At 63.7% G+C, this 26,985-nt stretch carries 22 protein-coding genes and 2 tRNA genes; 1 reads left to right on the top strand and 23 read right to left on the bottom strand.

What is annotated here, in order from left to right; genetic code table 11:
• Positions 1 to 11: 11 nt before the first annotated feature.
• On the top strand, positions 12 to 1,451 hold the full coding sequence (locus IFT58_RS09110; RefSeq protein WP_192094521.1) for an insecticidal delta-endotoxin Cry8Ea1 family protein: 1,440 nt from the start codon (positions 12 to 14) through the stop codon (positions 1,449 to 1,451).
• Positions 1,452 to 1,576: 125 nt separating this feature from the next.
• On the opposite strand, the gene pnp is transcribed toward IFT58_RS09110, so the two are convergent.
• From pnp to IFT58_RS08995, 23 genes are all read right to left on the bottom strand, one after another.
• Positions 1,577 to 3,685, bottom strand: a complete 2,109-nt coding sequence (pnp, locus tag IFT58_RS09105; RefSeq protein WP_192082595.1) for a polyribonucleotide nucleotidyltransferase — start codon at positions 3,683 to 3,685, stop codon at positions 1,577 to 1,579.
• A gap of 149 nt (positions 3,686 to 3,834) precedes the next feature.
• Positions 3,835 to 4,095 carry a 30S ribosomal protein S15 gene (gene rpsO, locus IFT58_RS09100; RefSeq protein WP_188326768.1) on the bottom strand — a complete coding sequence of 87 codons (261 nt, stop codon included), beginning with the start codon at positions 4,093 to 4,095 and terminating at the stop codon, positions 3,835 to 3,837.
• A 171-nt stretch (positions 4,096 to 4,266) separates the two neighbouring features.
• A complete protein-coding gene (gene truB, locus IFT58_RS09095) occupies positions 4,267 to 5,178 on the bottom strand; it encodes a tRNA pseudouridine(55) synthase TruB (protein WP_192094520.1) in 912 nt (303 codons plus the stop codon).
• A gap of 96 nt (positions 5,179 to 5,274) precedes the next feature.
• A complete protein-coding gene (gene rbfA, locus IFT58_RS09090; protein ID WP_188326766.1) occupies positions 5,275 to 5,658 on the bottom strand; it encodes a 30S ribosome-binding factor RbfA in 384 nt (127 codons plus the stop codon).
• A 95-nt stretch (positions 5,659 to 5,753) separates the two neighbouring features.
• The gene (gene infB, locus IFT58_RS09085) at positions 5,754 to 8,399 is read right to left on the bottom strand and encodes a translation initiation factor IF-2 (RefSeq protein WP_192082591.1); all 2,646 of its coding nucleotides are present in this window, start codon (positions 8,397 to 8,399) and stop codon (positions 5,754 to 5,756) included.
• Positions 8,400 to 8,491: 92 nt separating this feature from the next.
• Entirely contained in the window at positions 8,492 to 10,003 is a 1,512-nt protein-coding gene (nusA, locus tag IFT58_RS09080; protein WP_188326764.1) for a transcription termination factor NusA, read from the bottom strand.
• A 4-nt stretch (positions 10,004 to 10,007) separates the two neighbouring features.
• Positions 10,008 to 10,592 (bottom strand): ribosome maturation factor RimP, encoded by a 585-nt coding sequence (rimP, locus tag IFT58_RS09075; RefSeq protein WP_192094519.1) that lies wholly within the window; start codon positions 10,590 to 10,592, stop codon positions 10,008 to 10,010.
• Between the two features lie 357 nt (positions 10,593 to 10,949).
• Positions 10,950 to 11,026: transfer RNA gene (locus IFT58_RS09070), tRNA-Met, on the bottom strand.
• 707 nt (positions 11,027 to 11,733) lie between these two features.
• Positions 11,734 to 11,810: transfer RNA gene (locus tag IFT58_RS09065), tRNA-Met, on the bottom strand.
• Positions 11,811 to 11,932: 122 nt separating this feature from the next.
• Entirely contained in the window at positions 11,933 to 13,393 is a 1,461-nt protein-coding gene (gene nuoN, locus IFT58_RS09060) for an NADH-quinone oxidoreductase subunit NuoN (protein ID WP_188326762.1), read from the bottom strand.
• Positions 13,394 to 13,429: 36 nt separating this feature from the next.
• The gene (locus IFT58_RS09055) at positions 13,430 to 14,938 is read right to left on the bottom strand and encodes an NADH-quinone oxidoreductase subunit M (RefSeq protein ID WP_188326761.1); all 1,509 of its coding nucleotides are present in this window, start codon (positions 14,936 to 14,938) and stop codon (positions 13,430 to 13,432) included.
• Between the two features lie 23 nt (positions 14,939 to 14,961).
• The gene (gene nuoL / locus IFT58_RS09050) at positions 14,962 to 17,181 is read right to left on the bottom strand and encodes an NADH-quinone oxidoreductase subunit L (protein WP_192094518.1); all 2,220 of its coding nucleotides are present in this window, start codon (positions 17,179 to 17,181) and stop codon (positions 14,962 to 14,964) included.
• A gap of 7 nt (positions 17,182 to 17,188) precedes the next feature.
• On the bottom strand, positions 17,189 to 17,494 hold the full coding sequence (gene nuoK / locus IFT58_RS09045) for an NADH-quinone oxidoreductase subunit NuoK (RefSeq protein WP_042614969.1): 306 nt from the start codon (positions 17,492 to 17,494) through the stop codon (positions 17,189 to 17,191).
• The gene (locus tag IFT58_RS09040; RefSeq protein ID WP_192094517.1) at positions 17,491 to 18,162 is read right to left on the bottom strand and encodes an NADH-quinone oxidoreductase subunit J; all 672 of its coding nucleotides are present in this window, start codon (positions 18,160 to 18,162) and stop codon (positions 17,491 to 17,493) included. Before IFT58_RS09040 ends, nuoK begins: the two co-directional genes overlap by 4 nt.
• A gap of 9 nt (positions 18,163 to 18,171) precedes the next feature.
• Positions 18,172 to 18,660 carry an NADH-quinone oxidoreductase subunit NuoI gene (gene nuoI / locus IFT58_RS09035; RefSeq protein WP_005417924.1) on the bottom strand — a complete coding sequence of 163 codons (489 nt, stop codon included), beginning with the start codon at positions 18,658 to 18,660 and terminating at the stop codon, positions 18,172 to 18,174.
• A gap of 4 nt (positions 18,661 to 18,664) precedes the next feature.
• On the bottom strand, positions 18,665 to 19,759 hold the full coding sequence (gene nuoH / locus IFT58_RS09030; protein ID WP_188326758.1) for an NADH-quinone oxidoreductase subunit NuoH: 1,095 nt from the start codon (positions 19,757 to 19,759) through the stop codon (positions 18,665 to 18,667).
• Positions 19,756 to 21,990: an NADH-quinone oxidoreductase subunit NuoG gene (gene nuoG / locus IFT58_RS09025; RefSeq protein ID WP_192094516.1), complete on the bottom strand. Its 2,235-nt coding sequence runs from the start codon at positions 21,988 to 21,990 to the stop codon at positions 19,756 to 19,758. Before nuoG ends, nuoH begins: the two co-directional genes overlap by 4 nt.
• Positions 21,987 to 23,327, bottom strand: a complete 1,341-nt coding sequence (gene nuoF, locus IFT58_RS09020) for an NADH-quinone oxidoreductase subunit NuoF (RefSeq protein WP_192094515.1) — start codon at positions 23,325 to 23,327, stop codon at positions 21,987 to 21,989. Before nuoF ends, nuoG begins: the two co-directional genes overlap by 4 nt.
• Positions 23,328 to 23,330: 3 nt before the next feature.
• Positions 23,331 to 23,858 (bottom strand): NADH-quinone oxidoreductase subunit NuoE, encoded by a 528-nt coding sequence (gene nuoE / locus IFT58_RS09015; protein WP_188326755.1) that lies wholly within the window; start codon positions 23,856 to 23,858, stop codon positions 23,331 to 23,333.
• A gap of 97 nt (positions 23,859 to 23,955) precedes the next feature.
• A complete protein-coding gene (locus IFT58_RS09010; RefSeq protein ID WP_188326754.1) occupies positions 23,956 to 25,263 on the bottom strand; it encodes an NADH-quinone oxidoreductase subunit D in 1,308 nt (435 codons plus the stop codon).
• On the bottom strand, positions 25,260 to 26,006 hold the full coding sequence (locus tag IFT58_RS09005; RefSeq protein WP_188326753.1) for an NADH-quinone oxidoreductase subunit C: 747 nt from the start codon (positions 26,004 to 26,006) through the stop codon (positions 25,260 to 25,262). Before IFT58_RS09005 ends, IFT58_RS09010 begins: the two co-directional genes overlap by 4 nt.
• Positions 26,007 to 26,041: 35 nt before the next feature.
• Positions 26,042 to 26,596 carry an NADH-quinone oxidoreductase subunit B gene (locus tag IFT58_RS09000; RefSeq protein WP_182339617.1) on the bottom strand — a complete coding sequence of 185 codons (555 nt, stop codon included), beginning with the start codon at positions 26,594 to 26,596 and terminating at the stop codon, positions 26,042 to 26,044.
• Complete coding sequence (locus IFT58_RS08995) at positions 26,587 to 26,943, bottom strand: NADH-quinone oxidoreductase subunit A (protein WP_042614960.1); 357 nt, start codon at positions 26,941 to 26,943, stop codon at positions 26,587 to 26,589. The genes IFT58_RS09000 and IFT58_RS08995 overlap by 10 nt, the downstream gene beginning before the upstream one ends.
• Positions 26,944 to 26,985: the final 42 nt, after the last annotated feature.

Below are 26,985 nucleotides of genomic sequence, written 5' to 3'. Positions count from 1 at the left end.
AGGACCCTGCCATGCGTATCCCGCTCAAGCCGGACAGCAATGCACCCGGTGCCCCCTCGCCTGATGGATGCAGCAGAAGGCGCTGGATGCAGACCACTGCACTTGCCACCGCAGGCATGTTGATCGTTCCCAACGCGTTGGCACTGCCAGCCGATGGACACGCCCTGCTCTTGCAGCACCGCCCCCAGCCACCGCGTGCTGTTTCGTCAGACGATGCCTATGGCCTGCTGCGCGACGGCATCCTCGCCTCGCTCAATCTGATACCTACGGTCGGCGGATTTCTTTCCTACATCGGCGCCCTTGTCATCCCGGCAGCTGGCGAATCGCCTGAAGCAGCATGGCGCCGCTACACCGACCAGAAAGTATCGGAGTCACTCTTTGCGAGTGTGCGTGCCGACCTGGTCGGCCTGAGCGACGTCGTCTCTCTGTACATCAGGACGGTAGCCTCAGGTGATGCAAAGGCAGTGCAGGCGCAGAGCATTGCAGCGAACAGTCTGATGACTGCACTGCTGCCGCGGTTCCAGATTCCCGCAGAGGCGCTCGAGTTGCTTCCCCTGTTTGCCATTGGCGCGACGCTGCACCTGGCGCTGCTGCGGGACATCGCCCTGACAGGAAAAGCCGTTGGATTCGAGGATGCATACGTGCAGTTCGTGGCAGAGGAATTAACCACACGAATCGAGTCTTATACCCGCCATGCCGACCTATGCCAGCGCAGGGCGCTGGAAAAAGTCCGCGACGATAATCCGACCGGCAGTGAGCCTGATCGCCGCAACCAGCCGATGAGCGCCATGCTGGAGAAAAGAACCTCGCTCTACTTGACCGTACTCGATCAGCGGGACACGTGGTATGCATTCGACAGCAGGAAACACCCCGGTCGTACAGAGGTCTATCTCACCAGAGAGGTGTTTACTCCGGTGATTGGGTGGTGGGATTCCGCCTCCACGCCTCCAACTGAACTGCCTGCCTGGCCCGCACCGGCGGGCAGCCTTGACCAGATCAGTGCATGGAGTGACGGCAGGCCGGATGCCAGGTATCTGACCGGATTCAGCTGCCGATACAGTGATGGCAGTGAGACGAAGACGGGCACGTTGAAGGGCGAGGTCCAAACGCGTGACCTGGGCGCGGCATTTCTCACCGTTGATCAGGTCCGGAGCCACGTATCGGCCGCAATGGGTGGAATCGAGGTGCGCAGCCAGCCCGGTGGACGACAGACGTTGCTGGGGAGAGAGCCCGGGCGTCATGACCGCACCGTGACAAGCGCTGTTGACCAGCATCGGCTGTCGTCAGTGCGCGCCATTGGCCGCGGCAAAGATCACGTCGACGGCATGGTCAGCGGTTGTGTGCTGGGCTTCCAATTGGTCCACCAGGCCCGACGGGGACCGTCCGTGGAGGTACTGGATCGCGTCCGCCCTCACTTGCCGCGATCCCTGCTAGCGTGGCTGACGAGCTGAACAGGCAATGCCCAAAACAAACAACGCCCCTGACGGGGCGTTGTTTGTCTGGAGCAGATGCAGTGCCGCGACGCGCCGTGGGCGACAACTCCTGGTCGCCACCCACCGCGATCGAGTTCGGCCGATTACTCGGCAGACACACCCTCGCCTTCTTCGACGGCCTTCATGGACAGGCGGATACGGCCCTGCTTGTCCACTTCCAGCACCTTGACCTTGACCACATCGCCTTCCTTCAGCACATCGCCGACCTTCTCGACGCGGTCGCTGGAAATCTGCGACACGTGCACCAGGCCATCCTTGCCCGGCAGGATGGTGACGAATGCACCGAAGTCCATGATCTTGGCGACCTTGCCTTCGTAGATGCGACCCGGCTCGACGTCCGAGGTGATCTGCTCGATGCGTGCCTTCGCGGCCTGGGCAGCGATGGCGTTGACCGAAGCGATGACGATCGTGCCGTCATCCTGGATGTCGATCTGCGTACCGGTTTCCTTGGTGATGGCCTGGATGGTGGAACCACCCTTGCCGATCACTTCGCGGATCTTGTCCGGGTGGATCTTGATGGTCAGCAGGCGCGGCGCGTAGTCCGACAGCTCCTGACGCGGCGCGGACAGGCCACTGGCCATCTCGCCCAGGATGTGCAGACGGCCGGCCTTGGCCTGCTGCAGTGCCTGCTTCATGATCTCTTCGGTGATGCCTTCGATCTTGATGTCCATCTGCAGGGCGGAAATGCCCTCAGCGGTACCAGCGACCTTGAAGTCCATGTCACCCAGGTGATCTTCATCGCCCAGGATGTCGGACAGGACGACGAAGCGCTCGCCTTCCTTGACCAGCCCCATGGCGATACCGGCAACCGGCGACTTGACCGGCACGCCGGCGTCCATCAGGGCCAGCGAGGAACCGCAGACCGATGCCATCGACGAGGAGCCGTTCGACTCGGTGATTTCCGACACGACGCGGATGGTGTACGGGAAGGATTCCAGCGACGGCATCACTGCCAGCACGCCGCGCTTGGCGAGACGGCCATGACCGATTTCGCGACGCTTCGGGCCCATCATGCGGCCGCACTCACCCACCGAATAGGGGGGGAAGTTGTAATGGAACAGGAAGTTGTCCTTGTACTCACCGGACACGGCGTCGATGACCTGACCGTCGCGAGCGGTGCCCAAGGTGATCGCGACCAGGGCCTGCGTCTCACCGCGGGTGAACAGCGCCGAGCCGTGGGTACGCGGCAACACGCTGGTGCGCACCGAAACCGGGCGCACGGTGTCCAGCGCACGGCCGTCGATGCGGACCTTGGTATCCAGCACCGAGTTGCGCATGGTGCTGTATTCCAGCTCGCCGAATTCCTTCGACAGTTCGGCCGGGTTCCAGCCTTCAGCGGCCACGCGGCCTGCCAGCGACTCGACCACGTCCTTCTTGATCGACGAGATGGCGTCACGGCGCTGCAGCTTGTCACGCACCTGGAAGGCTTCGCCCAGGCGCGGGCCGATGGCTTCCTGCAGGGCGCTGATCAGCGCATCGTTCTTGGCCGGGGCAACCCACGTCGACGGCTTGGTACCGGCTTCGGTGACCAGCTCGTTGATGATGTGGATGACCTTCTGCATTTCGCGGTGACCGAAGGTCACGGCACCCAGCATCACGTCTTCCGACAGCAGCGCGGCTTCGGATTCCACCATCAGCACGGCGTTGGAGGTACCGGCAACCACCAGCTCCAGCTCCGAATCCTTCAGCTCGGTCACGGTCGGGTTGAGGATGTACTCACCGTTCTTGTAACCGACCTTGGCAGCGGCGATCGGACCCTTGAACGGAGTGCCAGCCAGGGCCAGCGCAGCGGAGGCGCCGATCAGGGCCGGGATGTCACCGTCGATGTCCGGGTTCAGCGACATGACCGTGGCGATGATCTGCACTTCGTTCTTGTAGTCTTCCGGGAACAGCGGACGGATCGGACGATCGATCAGACGCGAGATCAGGGTTTCCTTCTCGGTCGAGCGGCCTTCGCGCTTGAAGAAGCCACCCGGAATACGGCCACCGGCGTAGAACCTCTCCTGATAATCAACGGTCAGCGGGAAGAAGTCCTGGCCCTCACGCGCGCTCTTTGCAGCAACGGCGGAGACCAGCAGTACGGTGTCGTCGAACTTGACGATGACCGCGCCGCCGGCCTGGCGCGCGATTTCGCCGGTCTCAAGCGTGACGGTATGTTTGCCGTACTGGAAGGTTTTGGTGATTTTTGCCACGGAGGGTGTCCTTGGGGATGCTGTCTGCGAATGGACCGTCGGCGACCCATGCCGCCTGCGGGTGACCGGTGTCCCGGTCTGAATGCGATGAAAAACGATGCTGCAAAACAAAACCGCGGCGCATCACTGCGCCGCGGAGGATTTCTTGCTTAGCGACGCAGGCCAAGCTTTTCGATCAGACCCTTGTAGCGGGCAACGTCTTTCTTCTTCAGATAGTCGAGCAGGCTGCGGCGGCGGTTGACCATCTGCAGCAGGCCACGACGGCTGTGGTGATCCTTCTTGTGGGTCTTGAAGTGGCCGGTCAGCAGTTCGATGCGTGCGGTCAGCAGGGCAACCTGGACTTCCGGGGAACCGGTGTCGGTGGCGCTGCGCTTGTTGTCTTCAATTACCTTCTGGGTGTCGATCGACATTGCTTTTTCTCTTTTGATGCGGGGCCAGCAGGAACGTGTTCACGCACCGCTTGGCTCGCCGTAGGCTGATGATGAACCTGCAGGACGCAGGCTGCCCTGTAAAGGGCCGCAAAATTGTAACGGGAGCGACCTCCCGGAACAAGGACCTGGGCTGAATCGCCCGGTTGCATGTCACAGATTGAAGCGTCGCTGCGAGGCCAACAGGCCGGTTTCGTCTACCTGGCCCAGGCCGCATACGCCGCCGGCGGCGTCATGCACCACGACCAGCCCGGTCGGCCATGACGTATCGCGCAGCCGCTGGCCCATGCAGAATCGCGCAGCCTGCTGTTCATCCAGATGTACAGGCGGATACGCAACCAGGCCGGCCGCCAAGGGCAACAGATGGGCTTCCATCCCCGCCTCATCGCCGGCGTCGGCCAGCGTACGCAGTTGGTCCAGGGTCACCATCACCGGATCGAGGAAGGGTTCCACCCAGAGGCGTCGCAACGCGCCGATGTGCGCGCCACACCCCAGCGCCTCGCCAAGGTCACGGGCGATGCTGCGGATATACGTCCCGGAACCACAGGTCACGCGCAGGCGCAGGCGATCAGCCTGCTGCTCAAGCACCGTGATCGACTGGACATGGACGTCGCGCTCGGGCGCATCGATCACCTCGCCACGCCGCGCCTTGAGATACAGCGGCTCGCCGCCCTGCTTCAACGCCGAATAGACCGGCGCGCGCTGGCGGATATGACCCAGGAAGGGAGCCAGCGCAGCCTGCAGCGCATCGGCACTGATGGACGGCACCGGCCGTTGCAGCAGTACCTGGCCTTCGGCGTCGTCGGTGTCGGTGCTCTGCCCCAGCACGATGTCGGCGTCATACGCCTTCGCCGAGCCCAGCAGCAGGCCGGCGATCTTGGTCGCTTCGCCAAAGCACAGCGGCAACAGCCCGGTAGCCAGTGGATCCAGGCTGCCGGTGTGGCCGCCCTTCTCTGCCCGGAACAGGCGGCGCGCACTCTGCAGCGCTGCGTTGGAGCTCATGCCGGTCGGCTTGTCGAGCAGCAGAATGCCGTCGAGGCGACGGAATTGAATACGGGGTTTCATTGTGGAACGCCAACGTTGGGAGCGCCGAGCCATGCTCGGCGGGCAGGATCCGTGCCCACGGGCAGTCGCCGAGCAGCGCTCGACGCGACGGAGTCCTTATTCTTCGTTGCCTTCGCGCTTCTTTTCCGCCGCCAGCGTATCGGGCAGCTCGCGCAGCAGGTTGTCGATGCGTTCGCCGCGATCGACTGAATCATCATAGTGGAAGTGCAGTTCGGGCACGTGGCGCAGCTTCATCGCGCGCGCCAGGTCCATGCGCAGCTGCCAGGCCAGTTCCTTCAGGCCCTTCATTGCTTCTTCGGATCGTTCCGCCATCAGCGCGGTAACGAAAATCTTGGCGTGGGACATGTCGCGGGTGATTTCCACATCGGACACGCTCACCGAGGGCAACCCGTGTACACGCACGGCGTTGTGCACCAGGGTGCCGAGCTCGCGGCGGATCTGGGCGGAGACACGGTCGGTTCGATGGAAAGTCTTGGGCACGCGGCAGGGCTCTTTGTATTTGGAGTAATGACAGCAGTCTAACGGGTGGTGCCTGAAAGCAGGACCGGGCCTTTCGGCCCGGTCCCTTGCAGCCGTTACAGGGTGCGCGGCACTTCGATACGCTCGAAGCACTCGATCTGGTCACCCGGCTTGACGTCGTTGTACGCCTTCACGCCGATACCGCACTCGGTACCATTGCGGACTTCGTCGACGTTTTCCTTGAAGCGGCGCAGCGATTCCAGCTCGCCCTCGAACACCACGACACTGTCGCGGAGCACGCGGATCGGCTTGTTCCGCTTGACGATGCCTTCCACGACCATGCAGCCGGCCACTGCGCCGAACTTCGAGCTGCGGAAGACGTCGCGCACATCGGCGATACCGATGATCTCTTCGCGGATCTCCACGCCCAGCAGACCGGAAGCCACCTGCTTCACCTGATCGATCACGTCATAGATGATCGAGAAGTAACGCAGGTCGACGCCGTTGGATTCAATCAGGCGACGGGCCGAAGCGTCCGCACGCACGTTGAAGCCGATGACGGTGGCCTTCGAAGCGACCGCCGAGTTGGCGTCCGATTCGGTGATGCCGCCCACGCCGGAGTGGATCACGTTGATGCGGATGTCGTCGTTGGACAGACCGACCAGCGCCTGGCTGAGCGCCTGCACCGAACCCTGCACGTCGGCCTTGATGACCAGGTTGAGGACCTGCTGGCCCTCGCCCTTGCCCAGCTGCGCCATGATGTCTTCCATGCGGCTGCCGGCAGACTGCACCAGGCGCGATTCGCGGCGCTTGGTTTCGCGCTGCTGCGCAACGTCCTTGGCCAGACGCTCGTCGTCGACCACGGTGAAATCATCACCCGCTTCCGGCACGCCGGACAGACCCAGCACCTGCACCGGAATGGACGGACCGGCCTGGTCCGGCTGCTTGCCGGTTTCGTCGAACAGCGCACGCACGCGGCCGTACTGGATACCGCACACCAGGTAATCGCCCTTCTTCAGCGAGCCCTGCTGCACCAGCACCGTCGCGACCGGGCCACGGCCCTTGTCCAGCGAGGATTCGATGACCACGCCGCTGGCGCGACCATCAGACACGGCCTTCAGCTCGAGCAGTTCGGCCTGCACGGAAATGGCTTCCAGCAGGTCGTCGATGCCCAAGCCGGCCTTGGCCGAAATCTCGACCATCTGGATGTCACCACCGAAGTCTTCGGACACGACCTGCTCGGTGAGCAGTTCGTTCTTCACACGCATCGGATCGGCACCGGACTTGTCGATCTTGTTGATCGCCACGATCAGCGGCACGTTCGCCGAACGGGCGTGCTGGATCGCTTCCTTGGTCTGCGGCATGACGCCGTCATCGGCGGCCACGACCAGCACCACGATGTCGGTCAGCTTGGCGCCGCGGGCACGCATCGAGGTGAAGGCAGCATGGCCCGGGGTATCCAGGAAGCTGATCACGCCCTTCGGCGTTTCCACGTGGTACGCACCGATGTGCTGGGTGATGCCACCCGCTTCGCCGGTAGCGACCTTGGTGCGGCGGATGTAATCCAGCAGCGAGGTCTTGCCGTGATCGACGTGACCCATGATGGTGACCACCGGCGGACGCGAGACGGCTTCGCCGCGCTCTTCACCGGCAGCGGCGAGCAGCGCCTCTTCCACGTCGTCATTGCCGGCGCGGACCACGACATGGCCCAGCTCTTCGGTCACCAGTGCCGCGGTGTCGTGGTCGATGCTCATGGTGATGGTCGCCATGACGCCCATCTTGAACAGCGCCTTGACCACTTCGCCGCCCTTCAGCGCGAGCTTCTGCGCCAGGTCGGCCACGGTGATGCTGTCACCGATCGCCACTTCACGCACGACCGGTGCGGTCGGCCGCTCGAACGCGTGCGGACCACTGTTCTGGCTGCCCCGCATGTCACGACGGCCCGGCTGCGGGCGGCTGCCCGGACGGCCACGGTTGTTGTTGTTGTTGCTGTTGCCACGACGCGCGCGATCGGCGGCCGACAGGTGCATCTGGCCAGCGAAACGATCGCCGCCCGGACGGTCGGTACGTGCCGGACCCCGGTTGTTGCGGTCATCCGAACGCGGCGGTGCGGCGCCACGCGGCGGCGCGGACGGGCCACCGGCCGGCGGACGCGCAGCACGCGGGGCGGCAGGCGCAGCGGCATCGGCCGGTCGCGCAGCCGGACGGCTGGCGGCTTCGGCTTCGGCCGCCTTGGCCGCGATGGCGGCTTCTTCAGCGGCCTTCTTGTCTGCCTCGGCGCGCTCCTTGGCAGCGACCTCTTCTTCGCGCTTGCGCACGATGGCTTCATCGCGCAGGCGGTCTTTCTCCGCCAGCGCTGCCTGTTCATCAAGATTGCGCTGGCGGGATTCCTCCAGCTTGCGCAGGATGTCGGCGCGCTCCTCATCCGGGGTCATGCGCGCAGCCGCCTTGTCGTAGGTGCGCTTCTGGCGCACTTCCACGTTCACGGTGGTCTTGCTGCGACCCGCATTCACCGTCACTTCCTGGTGCTTGCGGCGGTTCAGGGTGATCTTCTTGGAGGCCTCGGTGGCTTCTTCGACGGCCTGCTCGGGCTTGCCATGGGCACGGCGAAGGAAGCCCAGGAGCTTCACCTTCTCGGTGCTGGTCACGACCTGTTCTGGGCCGCTGAACTTCATGCCGGCACCCGCCAGCTGTTCCAGCAGTTTTTCAACCGGTGTATTGACCAGTTCGGCAAGCTTGCGGATGGTGGTTTGCTGCGACATTCGGATCCTATGATCTTGAGGGCGCCCCCCCGTTTTTGGAGGTAGCGCGGATTCTACGCCCTGATCGGCTCAGGGCCCTGTTCATTGCCGGCTCATTCGCCGCGTTCCAATCGGGCGATTTCCTCGGCACGGGCGGACAGGATCAGCGCCGCGGCGCGCTCCTGGTCCAGCCCCTCGATGCCGAATTCAACCACCTCGTCGGCAGCCAGGTCCGACAGGTCCTCACCGGTGCGCACGCCATGGCTGGCCAGGGCGTAGGCGGTAACCTCGTCCATGCCTTCCAGGGCCAGCAGGTCGTCGGCGGGAACGCCGTCTTCCAGGCCTTCTTCAACGGCCAGCGCCTCGTTGAGCAGCGCGTCACGGGCTCGTGCGCGCAGTTCCTCGACGATGTCCTCGTCGAAGCCTTCCACCGCCAGCAGCTCGCCGACGGGTACATACGCGATTTCTTCGACAGTGCCGAAGCCTTCGCTCACCAGGATGCTGGCGATCTCTTCGTCCACTTCCAGCTTGTCCATGAACAGCTGGCGGGCCGAGGTCTGCTCGGCTTCGGACTTGGCGGTCACCTGATCCTGGGTCATCACGTTCAACTGCCACCCGGTCAGGCGGCTGGCCAGGCGAACGTTCTGTCCGCCCTTGCCGATGGCCTGGGCCAGGCGGTCTTCCGCCACGGCCAGATCCATGGAGTGCTTGTCTTCATCGACGATGATCGACTGCACTTCGGCCGGCGCCATCGCATTGATGACGAAGTTGGCCGGATTCTCGTTCCACAGCACGATGTCCACGCGCTCGCCATTGAGCTCGTTGGACACGGCCTGCACGCGCGAACCGCGCATGCCGATGCAGGCACCGATCGGATCGGTACGGGTGTCATGGGCCAGCACGGCGATCTTGGCGCGGTCGCCCGGATCACGTGCACAGGCCATGATTTCCACCAGGCCCTGGCCGACTTCCGGCACTTCCAGCTTGAACAGCTCGATCATGAACTCCGGCGCGGCGCGGCTGATGAACAGCTGCGGGCCACGCGGCTCGGAGCGCACTTCAGCCAGATAGCCGCGCACGCGGTCACCGGCACGCAGCACGTCGCGCGGGATGCCTTTGTCTTTCGGGATGAAGCCCTCGGCGTTGCCGCCCAGGTCGACGAAGATATTGCCGCGCTCGGCACGCTTGACCACACCGGTGATCAGCTCGCCGACGCGATCCTTCCATGCATCCACCACCTGCTGCCGCTCGGCCTCGCGCACACGCTGCACGATGACCTGCTTGGCGGCCTGGGCGGCGATGCGGCCGAAGTCCGGGTTTTCGATCTGTGCTTCGACGTAGTCACCGACTTCGGCGCCTTCCTGTTCGTCGATGGCATCCATCAGGCGGATCTGGCGGTCCGGAGACTCCATGACCACGTCGTCGGCGACCACTTCCCAGCGGCGGAAGGTTTCGTACGTGCCGTCCTTGTGGTCGATGACCACGCGCGCCAGCACTTCCTCGTCGGGGTAGCGCTTCTTCGCGGCCGACGCCAGAGCGGCTTCGATCGCGTCGAAAATCACTTCACGCGGCACGCCTTTTTCATTGGCGACCGCGTCAACTACCAGCAGAAGTTCCTTGCTCATTGGCTCACTCCGCGCGCGGCTTCTTGGCCGCAGGCTCGTTGGATGGATTCTTGTTCGGCTTCGGCTGCTTGGCAGGACCGGTCGGCTTGCTCGGGGCCAGCCCCAGCGCCACCCAGTCCGGCATGATGCGTGCCTTGTCGATGTTGTCGGCCGACACCACCAGCGTGGTCTTGTCGACAGTGAAACTGATCGTGCCCTGCTCTGCGTCGACCGAGTCGATACGGCCCTGCAGACGGCGACGATTCTCCTGCGGCAGCTTCAGCTGCACCTTGACGTTCTGCCCCAGGTGCTGGCCGAACTGCTGCAGGTTGAACAGCGGACGATCCACGCCAGGCGATGAAACCTCCAGCGTGTAATTTCCGCTGATCGGATCTTCGACGTCCATCTGCGCGGACACTTCGCGACTGACGCGCTCGCAGTCCTCGACGTTGATGGTGCGCTCGTCCTGCTCGGCGATCAGCACGTCGATGTACAGACGCAGCGTGGCGCCGCCGGGTGCGGGCAGATACTCGACGCCCAGCAGTTCCAGGCCCAGCGCATCGACGGTGGGGCCGAGCAGATTCGCGATTTCGGTTGCCTTGTCGCTCACAGCCTGCCTTGTTGTTGAATGTGGATGGTGTCCGGACCCGCAGTGGGCCCGTTCCGGAAACGAAAAAGGGCCCGCTGGGCCCTTTGTCCGGTGAAATCCGGTCATTGGATTCCGGCCGCAGGGCGCGCTGACGCGATCCCCTGCGAAGCCCAGCTTCTGGTCGAAGCCGGTGGCGGGATGGTCGCACTCATTGCAGAGCCCACCATCAGATATACCGCCAGCCCGCTGATGATAGACCTTGCACCGGGTTGGTGCAAGCTGCGGATGCTGTCTGTGCTAGCGGAGGCCCTTCCCTGCAAGGCTCCAACGAAAAAAGCGACCCCGTTTCCGGAATCGCTTTTTCGTCTGATGCCTAGTTGGTAGCGGGGGCAGGATTTGAACCTGCGACCTTCGGGTTATGAGCCCGACGAGCTGCCAGACTGCTCCACCCCGCACCAGAAGCGGAATTATGCAGCATTCTGCTGCACCGCGCAACCCCTGTTGAACTTTCCCCTCGTTGGAGAAGGTCGAACGGGTGAGACCCCCTCGCGGCGGGCGGAAAAGCCACCGCCGGGGTTAGGCCGGGCGATGGGGCTGGTCGGGGGACGGCAAAGACTGCATCCATGCGTGCCTCGTTTCGCGCCATCCATGGCGCTCAACGCCCCCGCCCAGCCCCACCGCCCGGCCTCTGACAGGTTCCGTGGCCGCCCGCCGCGTACTAAAAGAGAAAAGCGGTAGCGCCGACCCATGGTCGGCGAGCGCAGCGGGCCGTTGGCGGACACATTCCACCGACCATGGGTCGGCGCTACCACAGGCGTCGTTGACCCGTCGGGTGGAGGGAGCCCCTGAGTCAGGGGCGGCCGCGAAGCGGCGGGGTGTGGGTGCTGGTAAGACGGGGCCCGCGGTTTGCGAAGCAAAGCGTGGGAGCGGCAGCGCGAATGCGATGACGTGGACCCGCGCCATGGATGGCGCGAAACGAGGCCCGCAGGAGCGGCTTTTGCCGTCCCCCGCCAACCCACCCCGTCCCGCCCAACCAGCAGCCCTGCAGCTTTTGCCGTTGCCGTTGCCGTTGCCGTTGCCCTGGCTTCTGCCTGCGCGGCCAGCGCATCCAACCCCCCATAACGAAAAAAGCGACCCCGTTTCCGGAGTCGCTTGTTCGTCTTGGTAGCGGGGGCAGGATTTGAACCTGCGACCTTCGGGTTATGAGCCCGACGAGCTGCCAGACTGCTCCACCCCGCATCAGAAGTGGTTGAATTGCTGCCCCGCTAAGGAGGCCTCTTGCAACGATGTTCTGGCAGAACCGCTGCAGTCACAACTCAGGAGATGAATATTACACGATTAACGCAGTTTTGTATCGTTTTTTAAGAAATATGTGCAAATGCCTGCTGGCACCACACCATGATCGGGTTCCAGGCCAGGCCCAATGCCAGCAGTGCCAACGCATTCACGCCCAGCACCACACCCAGTACGCGGTCGGTGTTGCGCGGCAGCGGCTCGCCCACCGGCTCATCGAAGTACATGACCTTGATGACCCGCAGGTAGTAGAACGCACCGATCACGGCACACAGCACACCCAGGATCGCCAGCCACAGCATGCCGCCGTTGACCGCCGCGCCCAGCACCGCGAGCTTGGTCCAGAAACCGAGGAACGGGGGAATACCGGCCATCGACGCCATGATGCACAGGATCAGCGCCGCCATCCACGGATTACGGGCATTGAGACCCTTGTAATCGTTGATGTTCTCGGCCTCGAAGCCATTGCGGGACATCGCGATGATCGCGCCGAACGCGGCGGTAGACATGATCGCGTAGCTGAGCGCATAGAACAGCGCGGCCGCGTAGCCCTGCGAGCCGCCACCGGCGATGCCCATCAGCAGGAAACCGATGTGCGACACGGTGGAGAACGCCAGCATGCGCTTCAGGTTGTGCTGGGCGACCGCCATCAGGTTGCCGATCACCAGCGACAAGGCCGCCAAGCCACCGATCAGGATCTTCCACTCATCCGAGAGCGGACCGACGCCCACTTCCAGCAGGCGGTAGGCCATGCCGAACGCCGCCAGCTTCGGGGCCGAACTGATGAACAGCGCGACCGGCGCCGGAGCGCCCTGGTACACGTCAGGCAGCCACATGTGGAACGGCGCCGCGCCCAGCTTGAACGCCACACCGGCGATCATGAAGACCGCACCGGTGAGCAGCAGCATCTTCTCGTCGGAATGCGGGATGGCCGCATTGATCGCATCAAGGTGCAGCGAGCCCGTTGCGCCGTAGATCAGCGACATGCCGTACAGCAGCAGGCCCGATGCCAGCGAACCCAGCACGATGTACTTCATCGCCGCTTCGGACGCCAGGCCGTTGTCACGGTTGCTGGCCACCAGTGCGTACGAGCACAGCGCAAGCAGTTCCAGGCCCAGGTAGACCATCAGCAGGCTGCCGGCGGACACCAGGATCATCATGCCGGCCGTGGCGAACAGCACCAGCACCGGGATCTCCCCCTGGAACAGATTGCGCTCGCGCAGGTAGCTCCAGCCGTACACCAGGCTCAGCCCGCTGCACAGCACGATCACCACCTTCATCACGTCGGCCGCGGTATCGCGCACGAACATGCCGTGGAAGACCTCGCCCTGCCCGCCCGTTCCGGTGGCCAGCATGACCAGCACCACCGCCAGGGCGGCGAGCGAGAACAGATGGGTGATCAGCTTGTTCTGCTTGCTGACGAACAGATCGAGGATCATCAGGGCGAAGGCGCTCGCAACCAGCACCAGCTCGGGAGCGAGCGGGGGCAGGTCAGCGGCGGTCAGTGGCAGCAACGGCGAGGTGGTCATTATCAAATCCTGGAATCAGTTCGCTCGGCAGGCCGATCAGAGCAATTTGCTGGAAGCAATCTGCATCGCCAGCTTGGCGATCGACGGCTCCATCAGGTCGGTCAGCGGCTTGGGGTAGATGCCCAGGGCCAGTACGCCGATGGCGAACACCCCCAGCACCAGCCATTCGCGGCCGTTGATGTCCTTCAGTTCGGCGACGTGCGCATTGGCCACTTCGCCGAAGAAGATGCGCTTGTACAGCCACAGCGTGTAGGCCGCGCCGATGATCAGGGTGGTGGCAGCGCCCAGTGCGATCCACGGATTACGCTGGAAGGCGGCCAGGATGACCATGAATTCACCGACAAACCCGGAGGTACCCGGCAGGCCGGCGTTGGCCATGAAGAACAGCATGGCGAAGGTCGCGAACCACGGCATCACGTTCACCACGCCGCCGTAATCGGCGATGCGGCGGCTGTGCATGCGGTCGTACAGCACGCCCACGCACGAGAACATCGCGCCGGACACGAAGCCGTGCGAAATCATCTGCACCATCGCACCCTGCAGGCCCAGGCGGGCGGCGTCGGCATTGCCGGCCTCACGCACCAGCCACAGGGCGATGAAGGTACCCAAGGTGACGAAGCCCATGTGGGCGACCGACGAATAGGCGATCAGCTTCTTCATGTCGTCCTGGACCAGCGCGACCAGACCCACGTAGATCACCGCGATCAGCGACAGGGCGATGACCAGCCACGCCCATTCCTGCGACGCGTCCGGGACGATCGGCAGGTTGAAGCGCAGGAAGCCGTAGCCACCGATCTTCAGCGCGATGGCCGCCAGGATCACCGAACCGGCGGTCGGCGCTTCCACGTGCGCATCGGGCAGCCAGGTGTGCACCGGGAACATCGGCACCTTGACCGCGAAGGCGATCAGGAAGGCGAAGAAGATCCAGGTCTGCTCGGTCGCGGTGAGCTGCAGTGCGTACAGGTCGGCCAGCTGGAAGCTGCCGCCCTTCAGGTACAGGTAGACCAGCGCCACCAGCATCAGCACCGAGCCGAGGAAGGTATAGAGGAAGAACTTCAGCGCGGCATAGATGCGGCGCGGGCCGCCCCAGACACCGATGATCAGGAACATCGGGATCAGCATCGCTTCGAAGAACACGTAGAACAGCATCGCATCGGTGGCGGCGAAGATGCCGACCGTGACGCCTTCCAGGATCAGGAAGGCGGCAACGTACTGGTTCACGCGCTTGTCGATGGCACTCCATGCGCCGATCAAGGCCAACACGCTGACCAGCGTGGTCAGCGCGATCAGCGCGATGGCGATGCCGTCGACGCCGAGGTTGTAGCCGATGTCGTACGCCGGGATCCAGGCGCGGGTTTCGACGAACTGGAGCGCGTCGATACCCGGGTCATAACCGGTGAGCAACGGGATGCTCAGGGCGAAGGTCAGCAGCGCGACACCCAGCGACGCCCAGCGGGCGGTCTGCGCATCACGGATGGCAAGGACCAGGGCGCCACCGATGATCGGCAGCCAGATGAGGACACTAAGTAGGGGCCAGTTCGACACGTTTTCTTATTCCGTACAGGTCATCAACGCAGGTAATGCATCAGCAGGCCCAGAAGGGCAATCAGGCCGATGATCATCGCGAAGGCGTAGTGATAGAGGAAACCGGATTGGGTACGACGCAGCACATTGGCTGCTACGTCCGCCCCACGTGCGACCAGGTTGACGGTGCCATCGACGATGTTCGTGTCGATCCAGCGCGCCACCTTGCCCAGCTTGACGCTGCCGCCGGCGAAGCCGTCGATCCACAGCGTGTCCATGCCGTACTTGTTTTCCAGTACCGAAACAATCGGAGCAAACGTCCTGCGCGCCTTGCCCGACAGGTCCGGCTTCCACAGGTAGAAGATCACGGCCAGCAGGAAGCCTGCCACGGTCAGGAAGAACGGCGGCAGGGTCATGCCATGCAGCGCGAACGCCACGGGGCCATGGAAGTGCTCGCCGAGGAAGCCGACCGTGTTCTTTGCGGGGTCGTAGAAATCGACGATACCGGTGAAGAAGTTGGTGGCCTGGCCCTTGATGCCTTCGTGCGCGTGATGCCCGGCCCAGTCGGTGCCGTGCAGCATCGGACCGATGCTGAAGAAGCCGATCAGGATCGAGGGTATCGCCAGCAGGATCAGCGGCAGCGTCACCACCCACGGGGTTTCGTGCGGCTCGTGCGGACCGTGGCCATGGCCGTGGTCGTCATGACCTGCATGGGCATCGACCGCATGGGCATCGACCGCATGCGCGTCGGCGGCATGCGCATGGTCATCGTGCGCAGTCGCATCGTGGCCATGACCATGGTCGTCATGCGCCACGTCACGGAAGCGCTCCTTGCCATGGAAGGTCAGGAACAGCAGGCGGAAGCTGTAGAAGCTGGTGACCAGCACGCCGCCCAGTACCGCCCAGTATGCGTAAGTCGCAACCCAGCTGTTGGACATGTGCGCGTGGATCTCGGCGGCCTCGATGATGGTGTCCTTCGAGTAGAAGCCGGAGAAGAACGGCGTGCCGACCAGGGCCAACGTACCGATCCACATGGTGATGAAGGTGATCGGCATGTACTTGCGCAGGCCGCCCATCTTGCGCATGTCCTGCTCGTGGTGCATGGCGATGATCACCGAGCCCGCGCCGAGGAACAGCAGCGCCTTGAAGAAGGCGTGGGTCATCAGGTGGAACACGGCGGCCGAGTACGCCGACACACCCAGCGCAACGGTCATGTAACCCAGCTGGGACAGCGTGGAGTACGCGACGACGCGCTTGATGTCGTTCTGCACGATGCCGATGAGGCCGGTGAAGAACGCCGTGGTCGCACCGATGAACAGCACGAAGTTCAGCGCGGTCGGCGACAGCTCGAACAGCGGCGACATGCGCGTCACCATGAAGATGCCGGCGGTGACCATGGTCGCGGCGTGGATCAGCGCCGAGATCGGCGTCGGTCCTTCCATCGAGTCCGGCAGCCACACGTGCAGCGGGACCTGGGCCGACTTGCCCATGGCGCCGATGAACAGGCAGATGCAGATCACCGTGGCACTGCCCCAGATGACCGGCTGGTCGAGTACCTGGATGGTATGCAGGCCGAACAGGCTGATCGAGCCGGACCACACCTGCAGCGCACCGTTGGCCAGTTCCGGATCCATGATCTTGGCGAACACGGTGGCGTAGTCGAGGGTCCCGAACACCCACATCACGCCGCCGATGCCGAGCAGGAAGCCGAAGTCACCGACACGGTTGACCAGGAAGGCCTTCATGTTGGCGAAGATCGCGGTCGGGCGCTTGAACCAGAAGCCGATCAACAGGTAGGAGACCAGACCCACCGCTTCCCAGCCGAAGAACAGCTGCAGGAAGTTGTTGCTCATCACCAGCGTGAGCATGGAGAAGGTGAACAGCGAGATGTAGCTGAAGAAGCGCTGGTAGCCCGGATCTTCTTCCATGTAGCCGATGGTGTAGATGTGCACCAGCAGCGACACGAAGGTCACCACCACCATCATCATCGCGGTCAGCTTGTCGACCATGAAGCCGACGTGTGCCGAGTACTGGCCCACTTCGAAGAAGGTGTACAGGTTTTCGTTGAACGGCTGCGCGCCGCCCCACAGCAACTGGTAGAAGGTGTACATCGACAGGGCGCAGCTGACGGCCACCCCGAGGATGGTGATGGTCTGCGCGCCGAGGCGCCCGACCTGACGACCGAACAGGCCGGCGATGATGCTGCCGAACAGCGGTGCAAGCACCGCTGCGATCAACAGACTCTTGGCGAGTGTGATTTCCATCTGTTAATCAGCCCTTCAACGAATCGACTTCGCCGACATTGATCGTTCGACGTGTACGGAACAGGGTCACCAGGATCGCCAGGCCGATAGCGGCCTCGGCGGCTGCCACGGTCAGGATGAAGAACACGAACAGCTGGCCGGCCGTGTCACCCAGTTCCCGCGAGAACCCGACGAAATTGATGTTCACCGAAAGCAGCATCAGCTCGATGGACATCAACAGGACGATGACGTTCTTCCGGTTGAGGAAGATGCCGGCCAGGCTGATGCAGAACAGCACCGCGCCCAGCGCCAGGATATGGCCCAACGTGATCATGGCTTGGTCTCCTCGCCGGCGGCCGGCATGTCGACGGCAGCCTTGGTGTTGCTGTGCACGAACGGCGTTTCGACGTCCATCTTCACCACCGTCAGGCGGTCACGCGATTTGACCATCGTCTGCTCGCCCGGGTTCTGCGTCTTGATGCCGGTGCGCTGGCGCAGGGTCAGCATCACGGCGGCGATCACGGCGACGGTCAGGATGACCGCGGCGAACTCGAACGGCAGCAGGTATTCAGTGAACAGGCTGCGTGCCAACCAAGTGATGTTGGAGGTGTCAGCCGCCAGCGCCGCCGCGTTGTCGGCCGGGAACGGCGTCACCGCCCTGCCCCGCACGCCGATCAGGGTGACGATCTGCACCAGCATCACCACCGCGACCACCAGCCCGACCGGCAGGTAACGCACCCAGCCCTCGCGCAGGTTGTCGGTGTCGATGTCCAGCATCATCACCACGAACAGGAACAGCACCATCACCGCGCCGACATACACCAGCACCAGCGCCACGCCGAGGAACTCGGCTCCGACCAGGATCCAGATACAGGCGACGGAGAAGAAAGTCAGCACCAGGCAGAGCACGGCGTTGACCGGGCTGCGCGCACTGATCACCGCCGCTGCCGACACACTGGCTGCGATGGCGAAAACCCAGAAAGCGATATTTACCCAATCCATGTCTCGACCTCAGCGGTAAGCGGCGTCGGCGGCACGGCGCTCGGCGATTTCGGACTCAAGCCGATCACCCAGGGCCAGCAGCTGCGGCTTGGTAACGATATTCTCGCCACGATTCTCGAAGTGGTACTCGAGGATGTGGGTCTCGACGATCGAGTCCACCGGGCAGCTTTCTTCGCAGAAGCCACAGAAGATGCACTTGAACAGATCGATGTCGTAACGCGTGGTGCGGCGGGTGCCGTCCTCGCGCTTGGCCGAATCGATGGTGATGGCCAGCGCCGGGCAGACCGCCTCGCACAGCTTGCAGGCGATGCAGCGCTCTTCACCGTTCGGATAACGACGCAGGGCGTGCAGGCCGCGGAAGCGCGGGGACTGCGGGAACTTTTCCATCGGGTACATCATCGTGTACTTCGGCTTGAAGCTGTACTTCAGCGTCAGCCACAGACCGGCCAACAGCTCCAGCAGCAGCAGGCTCTTGAAGTAATGGGTAATCCTGTTCATTACGTTAGACACCCTTTTGAATCACGCCGAAGAACACCATCAAGGCGGTGACCGCGATCCAGAAAATGGTCAGCGGGATGAAGACCTTCCAGCCCAGCCGCATGATCTGGTCGTAGCGGAAACGCGGGAAGCTGGCACGGAACCAGATGTAGGCGCTGGCGAAGAAGAAGACCTTGATGAACAGCCACGGCCAGCCACCGGTCCAGATCCAGTCGATGAACGGCGAGATCGCACCCGGATTGACCCAACCCTGGATCGGGCTCAGCCAGCCACCGAGGAAGAAGATCGCGATCAGGAAGCTGATCAGGATCATGTTCGCGTATTCGGCCAGGAAGAACAGCGCGAACGCACCACCGGAGTACTCGACCATGTGACCGGCGACGATTTCCGATTCGCCTTCCACCACGTCGAACGGCGCGCGGTTGGTTTCGGCCACGCCGGACACCCAGTACACGATGAACAGCGGGAACAGCGGCAGCAGGAACCAGTCGAGGAAGCCGGAGCTGCCGGCCTGCGCCATCACGATGCCGGTCAGGTTGAGGCTGCCCGACGCGATCATCACGCCGACCAGGGCAAAGCCCATCGCGATTTCGTAGCTGATCATCTGCGCCGAGGCGCGCATCGCACCCAGGAACGCATACTTCGAGTTGGATGCCCAGCCCGCCAGGATGATGCCGTACACACCCAGCGAGGTCATCGCCAGCAGGTACAGCAGGCCGGCGTTGGCATTGGACAACACCAGCTGCGCATCGAAGGGCACCACCGCCCAGGCCGCGAAGGCCGGTGCGAGGGTGATCAGCGGGGCCAGCAGGAACAGCACCTTGTGCGCGTTGGCCGGCTGCAGCACTTCCTTGAACAGCAGCTTGAAGACGTCGGCGAAGGCCTGGAAGATGCCCATGCCCACGTACATCGGACCGTGGCGGACATGCATCCAGCCGATCAGCTTGCGTTCCCAGACCACATAGAAGGCCACCGAGATGATCACCGGCATGGTGATCACCAGGATCTTCAGGATGATCCACAGCAGCGCGCCGATGTCACCAAGGCCAAGCAGCCACTGGTGCAGCGGGTCCACTGCGTTCAACAGCAATTCGTTCATGCAGCCACCACCGTTACACGAGCGGCACCCAGCGGTGCGGTTGCACCGTGGCCCGATTCAATCCAGACCGACCCTGCCGCGACGCGGCGGTCGACCACCACCGGCAGCGTGGCACGGCCGGCGTCGGTGCCGACCTTGGCCATCTGCCCTTCCTGCAACTGCAGGCGCGCGGCATCGTCGGCATTGAGCACGATGCGCGGGGCAGTGTTCAGCGGATGCGACTGCAGCGCCGGGGCGCGGCGGACGACGGCGTCGGTACGGTAGATCGCCGCGGTCGACGCGACTTCCAGACCCTCGTTGCTCACGGCAACGGCGGTGGAAGCGGCCACGTTCACGCTCACCGGGGCCAGACTGGCACGCAGGCCGGCCAGATCGGTGAACTCGAAACCAGCCAGCGCCATCTCGCCACCCAGTGCACGCAGCACGCGCCAGCCCTCGCGGGCCTCACCCGGCAGCTTGCCGCCGGCACGTGCCGACTGCGTGCGACCATCGAGGTTGGTCAGCGTGGCGTCGATTTCCGGCAGCGCACCGATCGGCAGGATCACGTCGGCGACGTCGCGGGTCGAAGCACAGGCGAACTGGCTGAAAGCCACGACCTGCGCACCGGCCAGCGCCTTGCGGGCGGCGGGGGCGTCGGCGAAATCCAGGCCCGGCTCGAGGCCATAGACCACGTAGGCCTGCCGCGGCTGCGCCAGCATGGCGGCCACATCCTTGCCCGCCGGCAGCACGCCGGCACGGGTGAGGCCGATGGCATTGGCGCCCTGCGGGATACGGCACAACCGGGCGCCGGTTGCCGCAGCGAAATCACGCGCAGCGGCGCGGATCGCAGCAGCCTGCGGATGGTTCTCGGCAATACCACCGACGATCAGTACGGTGTTGCGACCGCCCTGCACCATCGTACGCAGCTCGGCGTTGGCCAGCGCGTCGACGAACATCGACGGAGCGACGATCTGCTTGCCGGCAATGCTGAAAGCGAAGTCGAAGTCGACGGGGTTGACCACGTGGATCTTCGCGCCGTTGCTGGTCTGCGCCTTGCGCAGGCGGGCGTGCAGCAGGGGCAGCTCGTGGCGGACATTGCTGCCCAGCACGACGATCTGGTCGGCCCCTTCGATCTCGGCCAGCGGCAGGCCGAAGACCTCGGCCGTGGCGGCGTCGGAGAAGTCGCGATTGGTGATGCGGTGATCGAGGTTCGTGCTGCCCAGGCCCGAAGCCAGGCGGGCCAGCAGCGCGCCCTCTTCGTTCGAGGTGGACGGATGCACCAGCACGCCCAGGGCATCGCCCTGGTTGGCCTTGAGGATGTCCGCGGCGGCGGCCAGACCTTCGGCCCAGCTCACTTCCTTCCACTCACCATTGACCTTGCGCAGCGGCTTGACCGCACGGTCTTCGCTGTACAGGCCCTGATGCGAATAACGGTCACGGTCGGACAGCCAGCACTCGTTGACCAGCTCGTTGTCGCGCGGCACGGTGCGCAGCACTTCGCCGCGACGCACGTGCAGGAACAGGTTCGAGCCCATCGCATCGTGGTAGCCGAGCGATTCGCGCGCGGTCAGTTCCCACGGACGCGCGCGGAACTGGAACACCTTGTTGGTCAGTGCACCGACCGGGCAGACGTCGACCACGTTGCCGGACAGTTCGGTCGTCAACGGCTTGCCGTCGTAGGTACCGATCTGCAGATTCTCGCCGCGGTACATGCCACCCAGCTCGTAGGTGCCGGCCACGTCGGCGGTGAAGCGGACGCAGCGCGTGCACTGGATGCAGCGGGTCATTTCGGTGGCCACCAGCGGCCCCATGTCCTCGTCCACCACCACGCGCTTGCGCTCGTTGAAGCGGCTGACCGAACGGCCATAACCCAGCGACACGTCCTGCAGCTCGCACTCACCGCCCTGGTCACAGACCGGGCAGTCCAGCGGATGGTTGATGAGCAGGAACTCCATCACCGAACGCTGGAACTTGAGTGCCTTTTCGCTGCGGGTGGCAACCTTCATGCCATCCATCACCGGCGTGGCACAGGCGGGCGCCGGCTTCGGCGACTTCTCCACGTCCACCAGGCACATGCGGCAGTTGGCCGCGATCGGCAGCTTCTCGTGGTAGCAGAAGCGCGGGATCGGAATGCCGGCTTTGTCGGCCGCCTGGATGATCATCGAGCCCTTCGGCACGACCAGCGACTGGCCGTCGATTTCGACGGTGACGTGATCCGGTGGCACGCTCTGATTTACGGGTTGCGCGCTCATGCGGCAGCAGCCTCCACCTTCTTGCCGTCAACCATCGAATGACCGTTGACGATGTAGTACTCGAATTCGTCCCAGAACTGGCGCAGGAAACCCTGGATGGGCCATGCCGCCGCTTCACCGAACGCGCAGATGGTGTGACCTTCGATCTGGCCGGCCACGGCCTTCAACTGGTGCAGGTCTTCCATCGTGGCCTTGCCGGCGACGATGCGCTCCAGCACCCGGTGCATCCAGCCGGTGCCTTCGCGGCACGGCGTGCACTGGCCACAGGATTCCTTGTGGAAGAACTGGCTGATGCGGCAGGCGAACTTGACGCAGCACACGCTGTCATCCAGCACCACGATGGCGCCCGAACCCAGACCGGTGCCCAGGGCACGCAGGGTGTCGTAGTCCATCTGCAGGCCCTTCAGCTCTTCGGCCTTCAGCACCGGCATGGACACACCACCCGGCACCGCGCCCTTCAGCGTGCGGCCCGGCTTCAGGCCACCGGCCATTTCCAGCAGGTCGTCAAAGGTGGTGCCCAGCGGCACCTCGAAGTTGCCGCCCTGCTGTACGCAGCCGGACACCGAGAAGATCTTCGGACCGCCGTTCTTGGTCAGCGACAGACCGGCGAACCACTCCGGACCGTTGCGGATGATCGCCGGCACCGAGGCATAGGTCTCGGTGTTGTTGATCGTGCTGGGCTTGCCGTACAGGCCGAAGTTCGCCGGGAACGGCGGCTTGTAACGTGGCTGGCCCTTCTTGCCTTCCAGCGATTCCATCAGCGCGGTTTCTTCGCCGCAGATGTAGGCGCCAGCGCCCAGTGCACCGTAGATGTCGATGTCCACACCGCTGCCGAGGATGTCCTTGCCCAGCCAGCCGTTCGCATACGCGTCGGCCAGTGCCTGTTCGAAGTTCTCGAACGGCTCGTGGTGGAACTCACCGCGCAGGTAGTTGTAGCCCACGGTGCTGCCGGTGGCGTAGCAGGCGATCGCCATGCCTTCGACCACCGAATGCGGGTTGTAACGCAGGATGTCGCGGTCCTTGCAGGTACCCGGCTCGGATTCATCCGAGTTGCACAGGATGTACTTCTGCATCGTGCCCTTGGGCATGAAGGACCACTTCAGGCCGGTCGGGAAACCAGCGCCGCCACGGCCGCGCAGGTTCGACTGCTTGACCATCTCGATGACCTGCTCCGGGCTGATCTTCTCTTCGAGGATCCTGCGCAGGGCGGCATAGCCACCGGTCTTGAGATAGCTTTCGTACGACCACGGAGTGTCGTAATGCAGGGTGGTGTAGACCACCTGGTGCGGCAACGGTGCGGGACCGACCGGACCACTGGGTGCGTGATGATGTGCCATGGCTTACTCCAACCCGTCCAGCAGCTCGTCGACTTTCTCGACGGTCAGGCGCTCGTGGTAATGGCCATTGATGACCATCATCGGCGCTCCAGCACAACCGGCCAGGCATTCTTCTTCGCGTTTCAGGTAGATGCGGCCGTCGGCGGTGGACTGGCCGGTCTTGCAGCCGAGCTTCTTCTCGGCATGCGCGACCAGGTCCTCGGCGCCATTCAACCAGCAGCTGATGTTGGTGCAGAAGGCCACGTTGTGGCGGCCGACCTTTTCCAGCTCGAACATCGAGTAGAAGCTGGCGACCTCATAGGCCCACACCGGCGGCAGGTCCAGGTACTTGGCCACGCCGGCGATCAGCTCGTCGGTCAACCACCCGCCGTTCTGCTCCTGCGCGGCGTGCAGACCCTGCAGCACAGCCGAACGCTTGCGGTCCGGCGGGAACTTGGACAGCCAGTGCTCGATGTGAGCACGGGTCTTGTCGCTCAGCACCACCATCGGATCGACGTCGCGCGCCGCCTCGAAATTACCTGTCGCCTTCATCGGCCGACCTCAGCGAAATGCATGTCTTGGAATTCCATATGCTGCGGCGCCGGCTTGCGCCGGCTGCCTGCAGGAAAGAGGGTCAGGTCGGCCGGATTCACCGGTCGACCTCGCCGAACACCAGGTCGTAGGTGCCGATCATCGCCACCACGTCGGCCAGCATGTGGCCGCGCACGATCGAATCGATCGAGGACAGATGGGCGAAGCCCGGCGCACGCAGATGCACGCGGAACGGCTTGTTCGCACCATCGGACATCAGGTAGCAGCCGAACTCACCCTTCGGCGCTTCGACGGCGGCATAGGTCTCGCCGGCCGGCACGCAGTAGCCTTCACTGAACAGCTTGAAGTGGTGGATCAGCGCTTCCATGTCGTCCTTCATCGCCTCGCGGCTGGGCGGCGCGACCTTGAAGTTGTTGACGATCACCGGGCCCGGGTTGGCCTTCAGCCACGCCACGCACTGCTTGATGATGCGGTTGGATTCACGCATTTCCGCCACACGGCACAGATAACGATCGTAGCAATCGCCTTCCTTGCCCAGCGGAATGTCGAAGTCGACGGCATCGTACTTCGCGTACGGGCGCTTCTTGCGCAGATCCCAGGCGATGCCCGAGCCACGCAGCATCACGCCGGTCATGCCCCACTGATGGGCCAGCTCCGGGGTGACCACGCCGATACCGACGGTACGCTGCTTCCAGATACGGTTGTCGGTGAGCAGGGTCTCGTACTCGTCGACGCGACCCGGAAATTCGTTGGTGAAGTTCTCGATGAAGTCCAGCAGCGAGCCTTCGCGCGATGCATTGAGCTGCTTCAGGGCATTGCCCTTGTGCCAGCGCGACTCCTTGTACTTCGGCATATGGTCCGGCAGGTCGCGGTAAACACCGCCCGGCCGGTAGTACGCAGCGTGCATGCGTGCGCCGGAGACCGCTTCATAGCAGTCCATCAGCTCTTCGCGCTCACGGAAGGCGTACAGCATCACCGCCATCGCGCCCAGATCGAGCGCATTGGAGCCCAGCCACATCAGGTGATTCAGGATGCGGGTGATTTCGTCGAACATGGTGCGGATGTACTGCGCACGCTCCGGCGCCTCGATTCCCATCAGGGTCTCGATGGCGCGCACGTAAGCGTGCTCGTTGCACATCATCGACACGTAATCCAGGCGGTCCATGTAACCGATGGACTGGTTGAACGGCTTGGATTCGGCGAGCTTTTCGGTACCACGGTGCAGCAGGCCGACGTGCGGATCGGCACGCATGATGGTCTCGCCGTCCATTTCCAGGATCAGGCGCAGCACACCGTGCGCGGCCGGATGCTGCGGACCGAAGTTCATCGTGTAATTGCGGATTTCCTGCCGACGCTCGGCCGTGTTGCTGGCGAACGCCTGGTGCGCCTGCTCGAACTGACTCACTTCACTGCCTCCTGCGAACGCTCGCCGGCCGCGGTCTGCAGGCGGGCGTCGTCACGGATCACGCGCGGCACGCCGACGCGCGGCTCCACCGAGGTGACCGGCTCATAGACCACGCGCTTCTTTTCTTCGTCGTAGCGCACTTCGACGTTGCCGATCAGCGGGAAGTCCTTGCGGAACGGATGACCGACAAAGCCATAGTCGGTCAGGATGCGGCGCAGGTCCGGATGGCCTTCGAAGATAACGCCGAACAGGTCGAACGCTTCGCGCTCGAACCAGTTCAGTCCCGGCCAGATGTCGGTCAGCGATGCGACCACCGGCAAGCCTTCGTTCGGCGCAAAACAGCGCAGGTGCATCATCAGGTTGTGCTGGTACGAGCGCACCTGCGCCACCACGGCGAAACGCTGGGTCGGCATGTGCTGCGGCTGCGCGCCACCGGCATCCTCTTCGCTGGGGAATTCACCCCAGGCGAAGCGACCGGCGCCCTTGCCTTCGACACCGCGACTGAAGCCCTGCGAAGACACGTCTGCGGTGTCCCATTCGTCAGAGCCGTAGCCGAGATAATCGACGCCGCACAGGTCAACGGCCTGCTCGAAACCAAATTCGTCACGCAGCGCCAGCGCGGTGGCGTGCCAATCGGCGGCAGGCACTTCCAGCGTCACTTCGCCGCGGGGTTCGACCACGATGACCTGGCCGCCAGCGAAGCGGGCGGAAAGTCGGTCGATGAAGGATGCTTGCTCTGCCATGGGGGCTTGGCGCGCTCTTGATAAGGTGGGAAGGGTCAGCGGGCGATGGTCTGCGTACGCCAGATCTTCTTCTGCAGCTGCAGGATCCCGTACACAAGCGCCTCGGCAGTCGGCGGGCAGCCCGGGACATAGATGTCCACCGGGACCACGCGATCGCAACCGCGGACCACCGAATACGAATAATGGTAATAACCGCCGCCATTGGCGCAGCTACCCATCGAGATGACCCACTTCGGGTCCGGCATCTGGTCGTAGACCTTGCGCAGCGCCGGGGCCATCTTGTTGACCAGCGTACCGGCCACGATCATCACGTCGGACTGGCGCGGCGACGGGCGGAACACCACACCGTACCGGTCCAGATCCAGGCGCGCAGCGCCGGCGTGCATCATTTCAACGGCGCAGCAGGCCAGACCAAAGGTCATCGGCCACATCGAACCGGTACGCGCCCAGTTCAGCAGGGCATCGACGCTGGTGGTGACATAGCCTTTTTCCAGCAGCGGATTATCGCCGGCCGGCCGCAGGATGTCGTCAACCCGCCCTTCGGGGCTGGGGTTGTTCATCAGGCCGTCGAGAGTTTGGATCACTCCCATTCCAGCGCTCCCTTCTTCCAGACATAAATGAAGCCGAGGAACAGCATGCCGACGAACAGACCCATGGTGACCAGCGAACGGGCGCCGAGCTCCATGAAGACCTGGGTCCAGGGCACGATGAAGATGATTTCCAGATCGAAGACGATGAACTGGATCGCGATCAGGTAATAGCGCACATCGAACTTCATGCGCGCGTCTTCAAAAGCCTCGAAGCCGCATTCGTACGGCGAGAGCTTCTGCAGATCGGGACGGCGTGGGCCGAGGAATCGGCCAATCAGCATCAGCGTAATGCCGATACCGGTGGCGACGATCAGAAACAGCAGAGACGGCAAATATTCGGCCAGCACAGCGATTCTCTCTTGCCTCTGCCGCCGCGCCTGCAGGCGCTT

The organism is Stenotrophomonas sp. CFBP 13718, assembly GCF_014842145.1.
GTDB lineage: Bacteria > Pseudomonadota > Gammaproteobacteria > Xanthomonadales > Xanthomonadaceae > Stenotrophomonas.
Note: the sequence above shows the minus strand (reverse complement) of the source record. Positions and strands in the feature narration are given on the sequence as shown.

Bases quoted from the DNA above. Each gene is read 5' to 3' on its own strand.
- IFT58_RS09110 (WP_192094521.1), top strand. From the start codon at position 12: ATGCGTATCCCGCTCAAGCCGGACAGCAATGCACCCGGTGCCCCCTCG.
- rpsO (WP_188326768.1), bottom strand. From the start codon at position 4,095: ATGTCGATCGACACCCAGAAGGTAATTGAAGACAACAAGCGCAGCGCC.
- truB (WP_192094520.1), bottom strand. From the start codon at position 5,178: ATGAAACCCCGTATTCAATTCCGTCGCCTCGACGGCATTCTGCTGCTC.
- infB (WP_192082591.1), bottom strand. From the start codon at position 8,399: ATGTCGCAGCAAACCACCATCCGCAAGCTTGCCGAACTGGTCAATACA.
- nusA (WP_188326764.1), bottom strand. From the start codon at position 10,003: ATGAGCAAGGAACTTCTGCTGGTAGTTGACGCGGTCGCCAATGAAAAA.
- nuoN (WP_188326762.1), bottom strand. From the start codon at position 13,393: ATGACCACCTCGCCGTTGCTGCCACTGACCGCCGCTGACCTGCCCCCG.
- nuoL (WP_192094518.1), bottom strand. From the start codon at position 17,181: ATGGAAATCACACTCGCCAAGAGTCTGTTGATCGCAGCGGTGCTTGCA.
- nuoK (WP_042614969.1), bottom strand. From the start codon at position 17,494: ATGATCACGTTGGGCCATATCCTGGCGCTGGGCGCGGTGCTGTTCTGC.
- IFT58_RS09040 (WP_192094517.1), bottom strand. From the start codon at position 18,162: ATGGATTGGGTAAATATCGCTTTCTGGGTTTTCGCCATCGCAGCCAGT.
- nuoI (WP_005417924.1), bottom strand. From the start codon at position 18,660: ATGAACAGGATTACCCATTACTTCAAGAGCCTGCTGCTGCTGGAGCTG.
- nuoH (WP_188326758.1), bottom strand. From the start codon at position 19,759: ATGAACGAATTGCTGTTGAACGCAGTGGACCCGCTGCACCAGTGGCTG.
- nuoG (WP_192094516.1), bottom strand. From the start codon at position 21,990: ATGAGCGCGCAACCCGTAAATCAGAGCGTGCCACCGGATCACGTCACC.
- nuoF (WP_192094515.1), bottom strand. From the start codon at position 23,327: ATGGCACATCATCACGCACCCAGTGGTCCGGTCGGTCCCGCACCGTTG.
- nuoE (WP_188326755.1), bottom strand. From the start codon at position 23,858: ATGAAGGCGACAGGTAATTTCGAGGCGGCGCGCGACGTCGATCCGATG.
- IFT58_RS09005 (WP_188326753.1), bottom strand. From the start codon at position 26,006: ATGGCAGAGCAAGCATCCTTCATCGACCGACTTTCCGCCCGCTTCGCT.
- IFT58_RS09000 (WP_182339617.1), bottom strand. From the start codon at position 26,596: ATGGGAGTGATCCAAACTCTCGACGGCCTGATGAACAACCCCAGCCCC.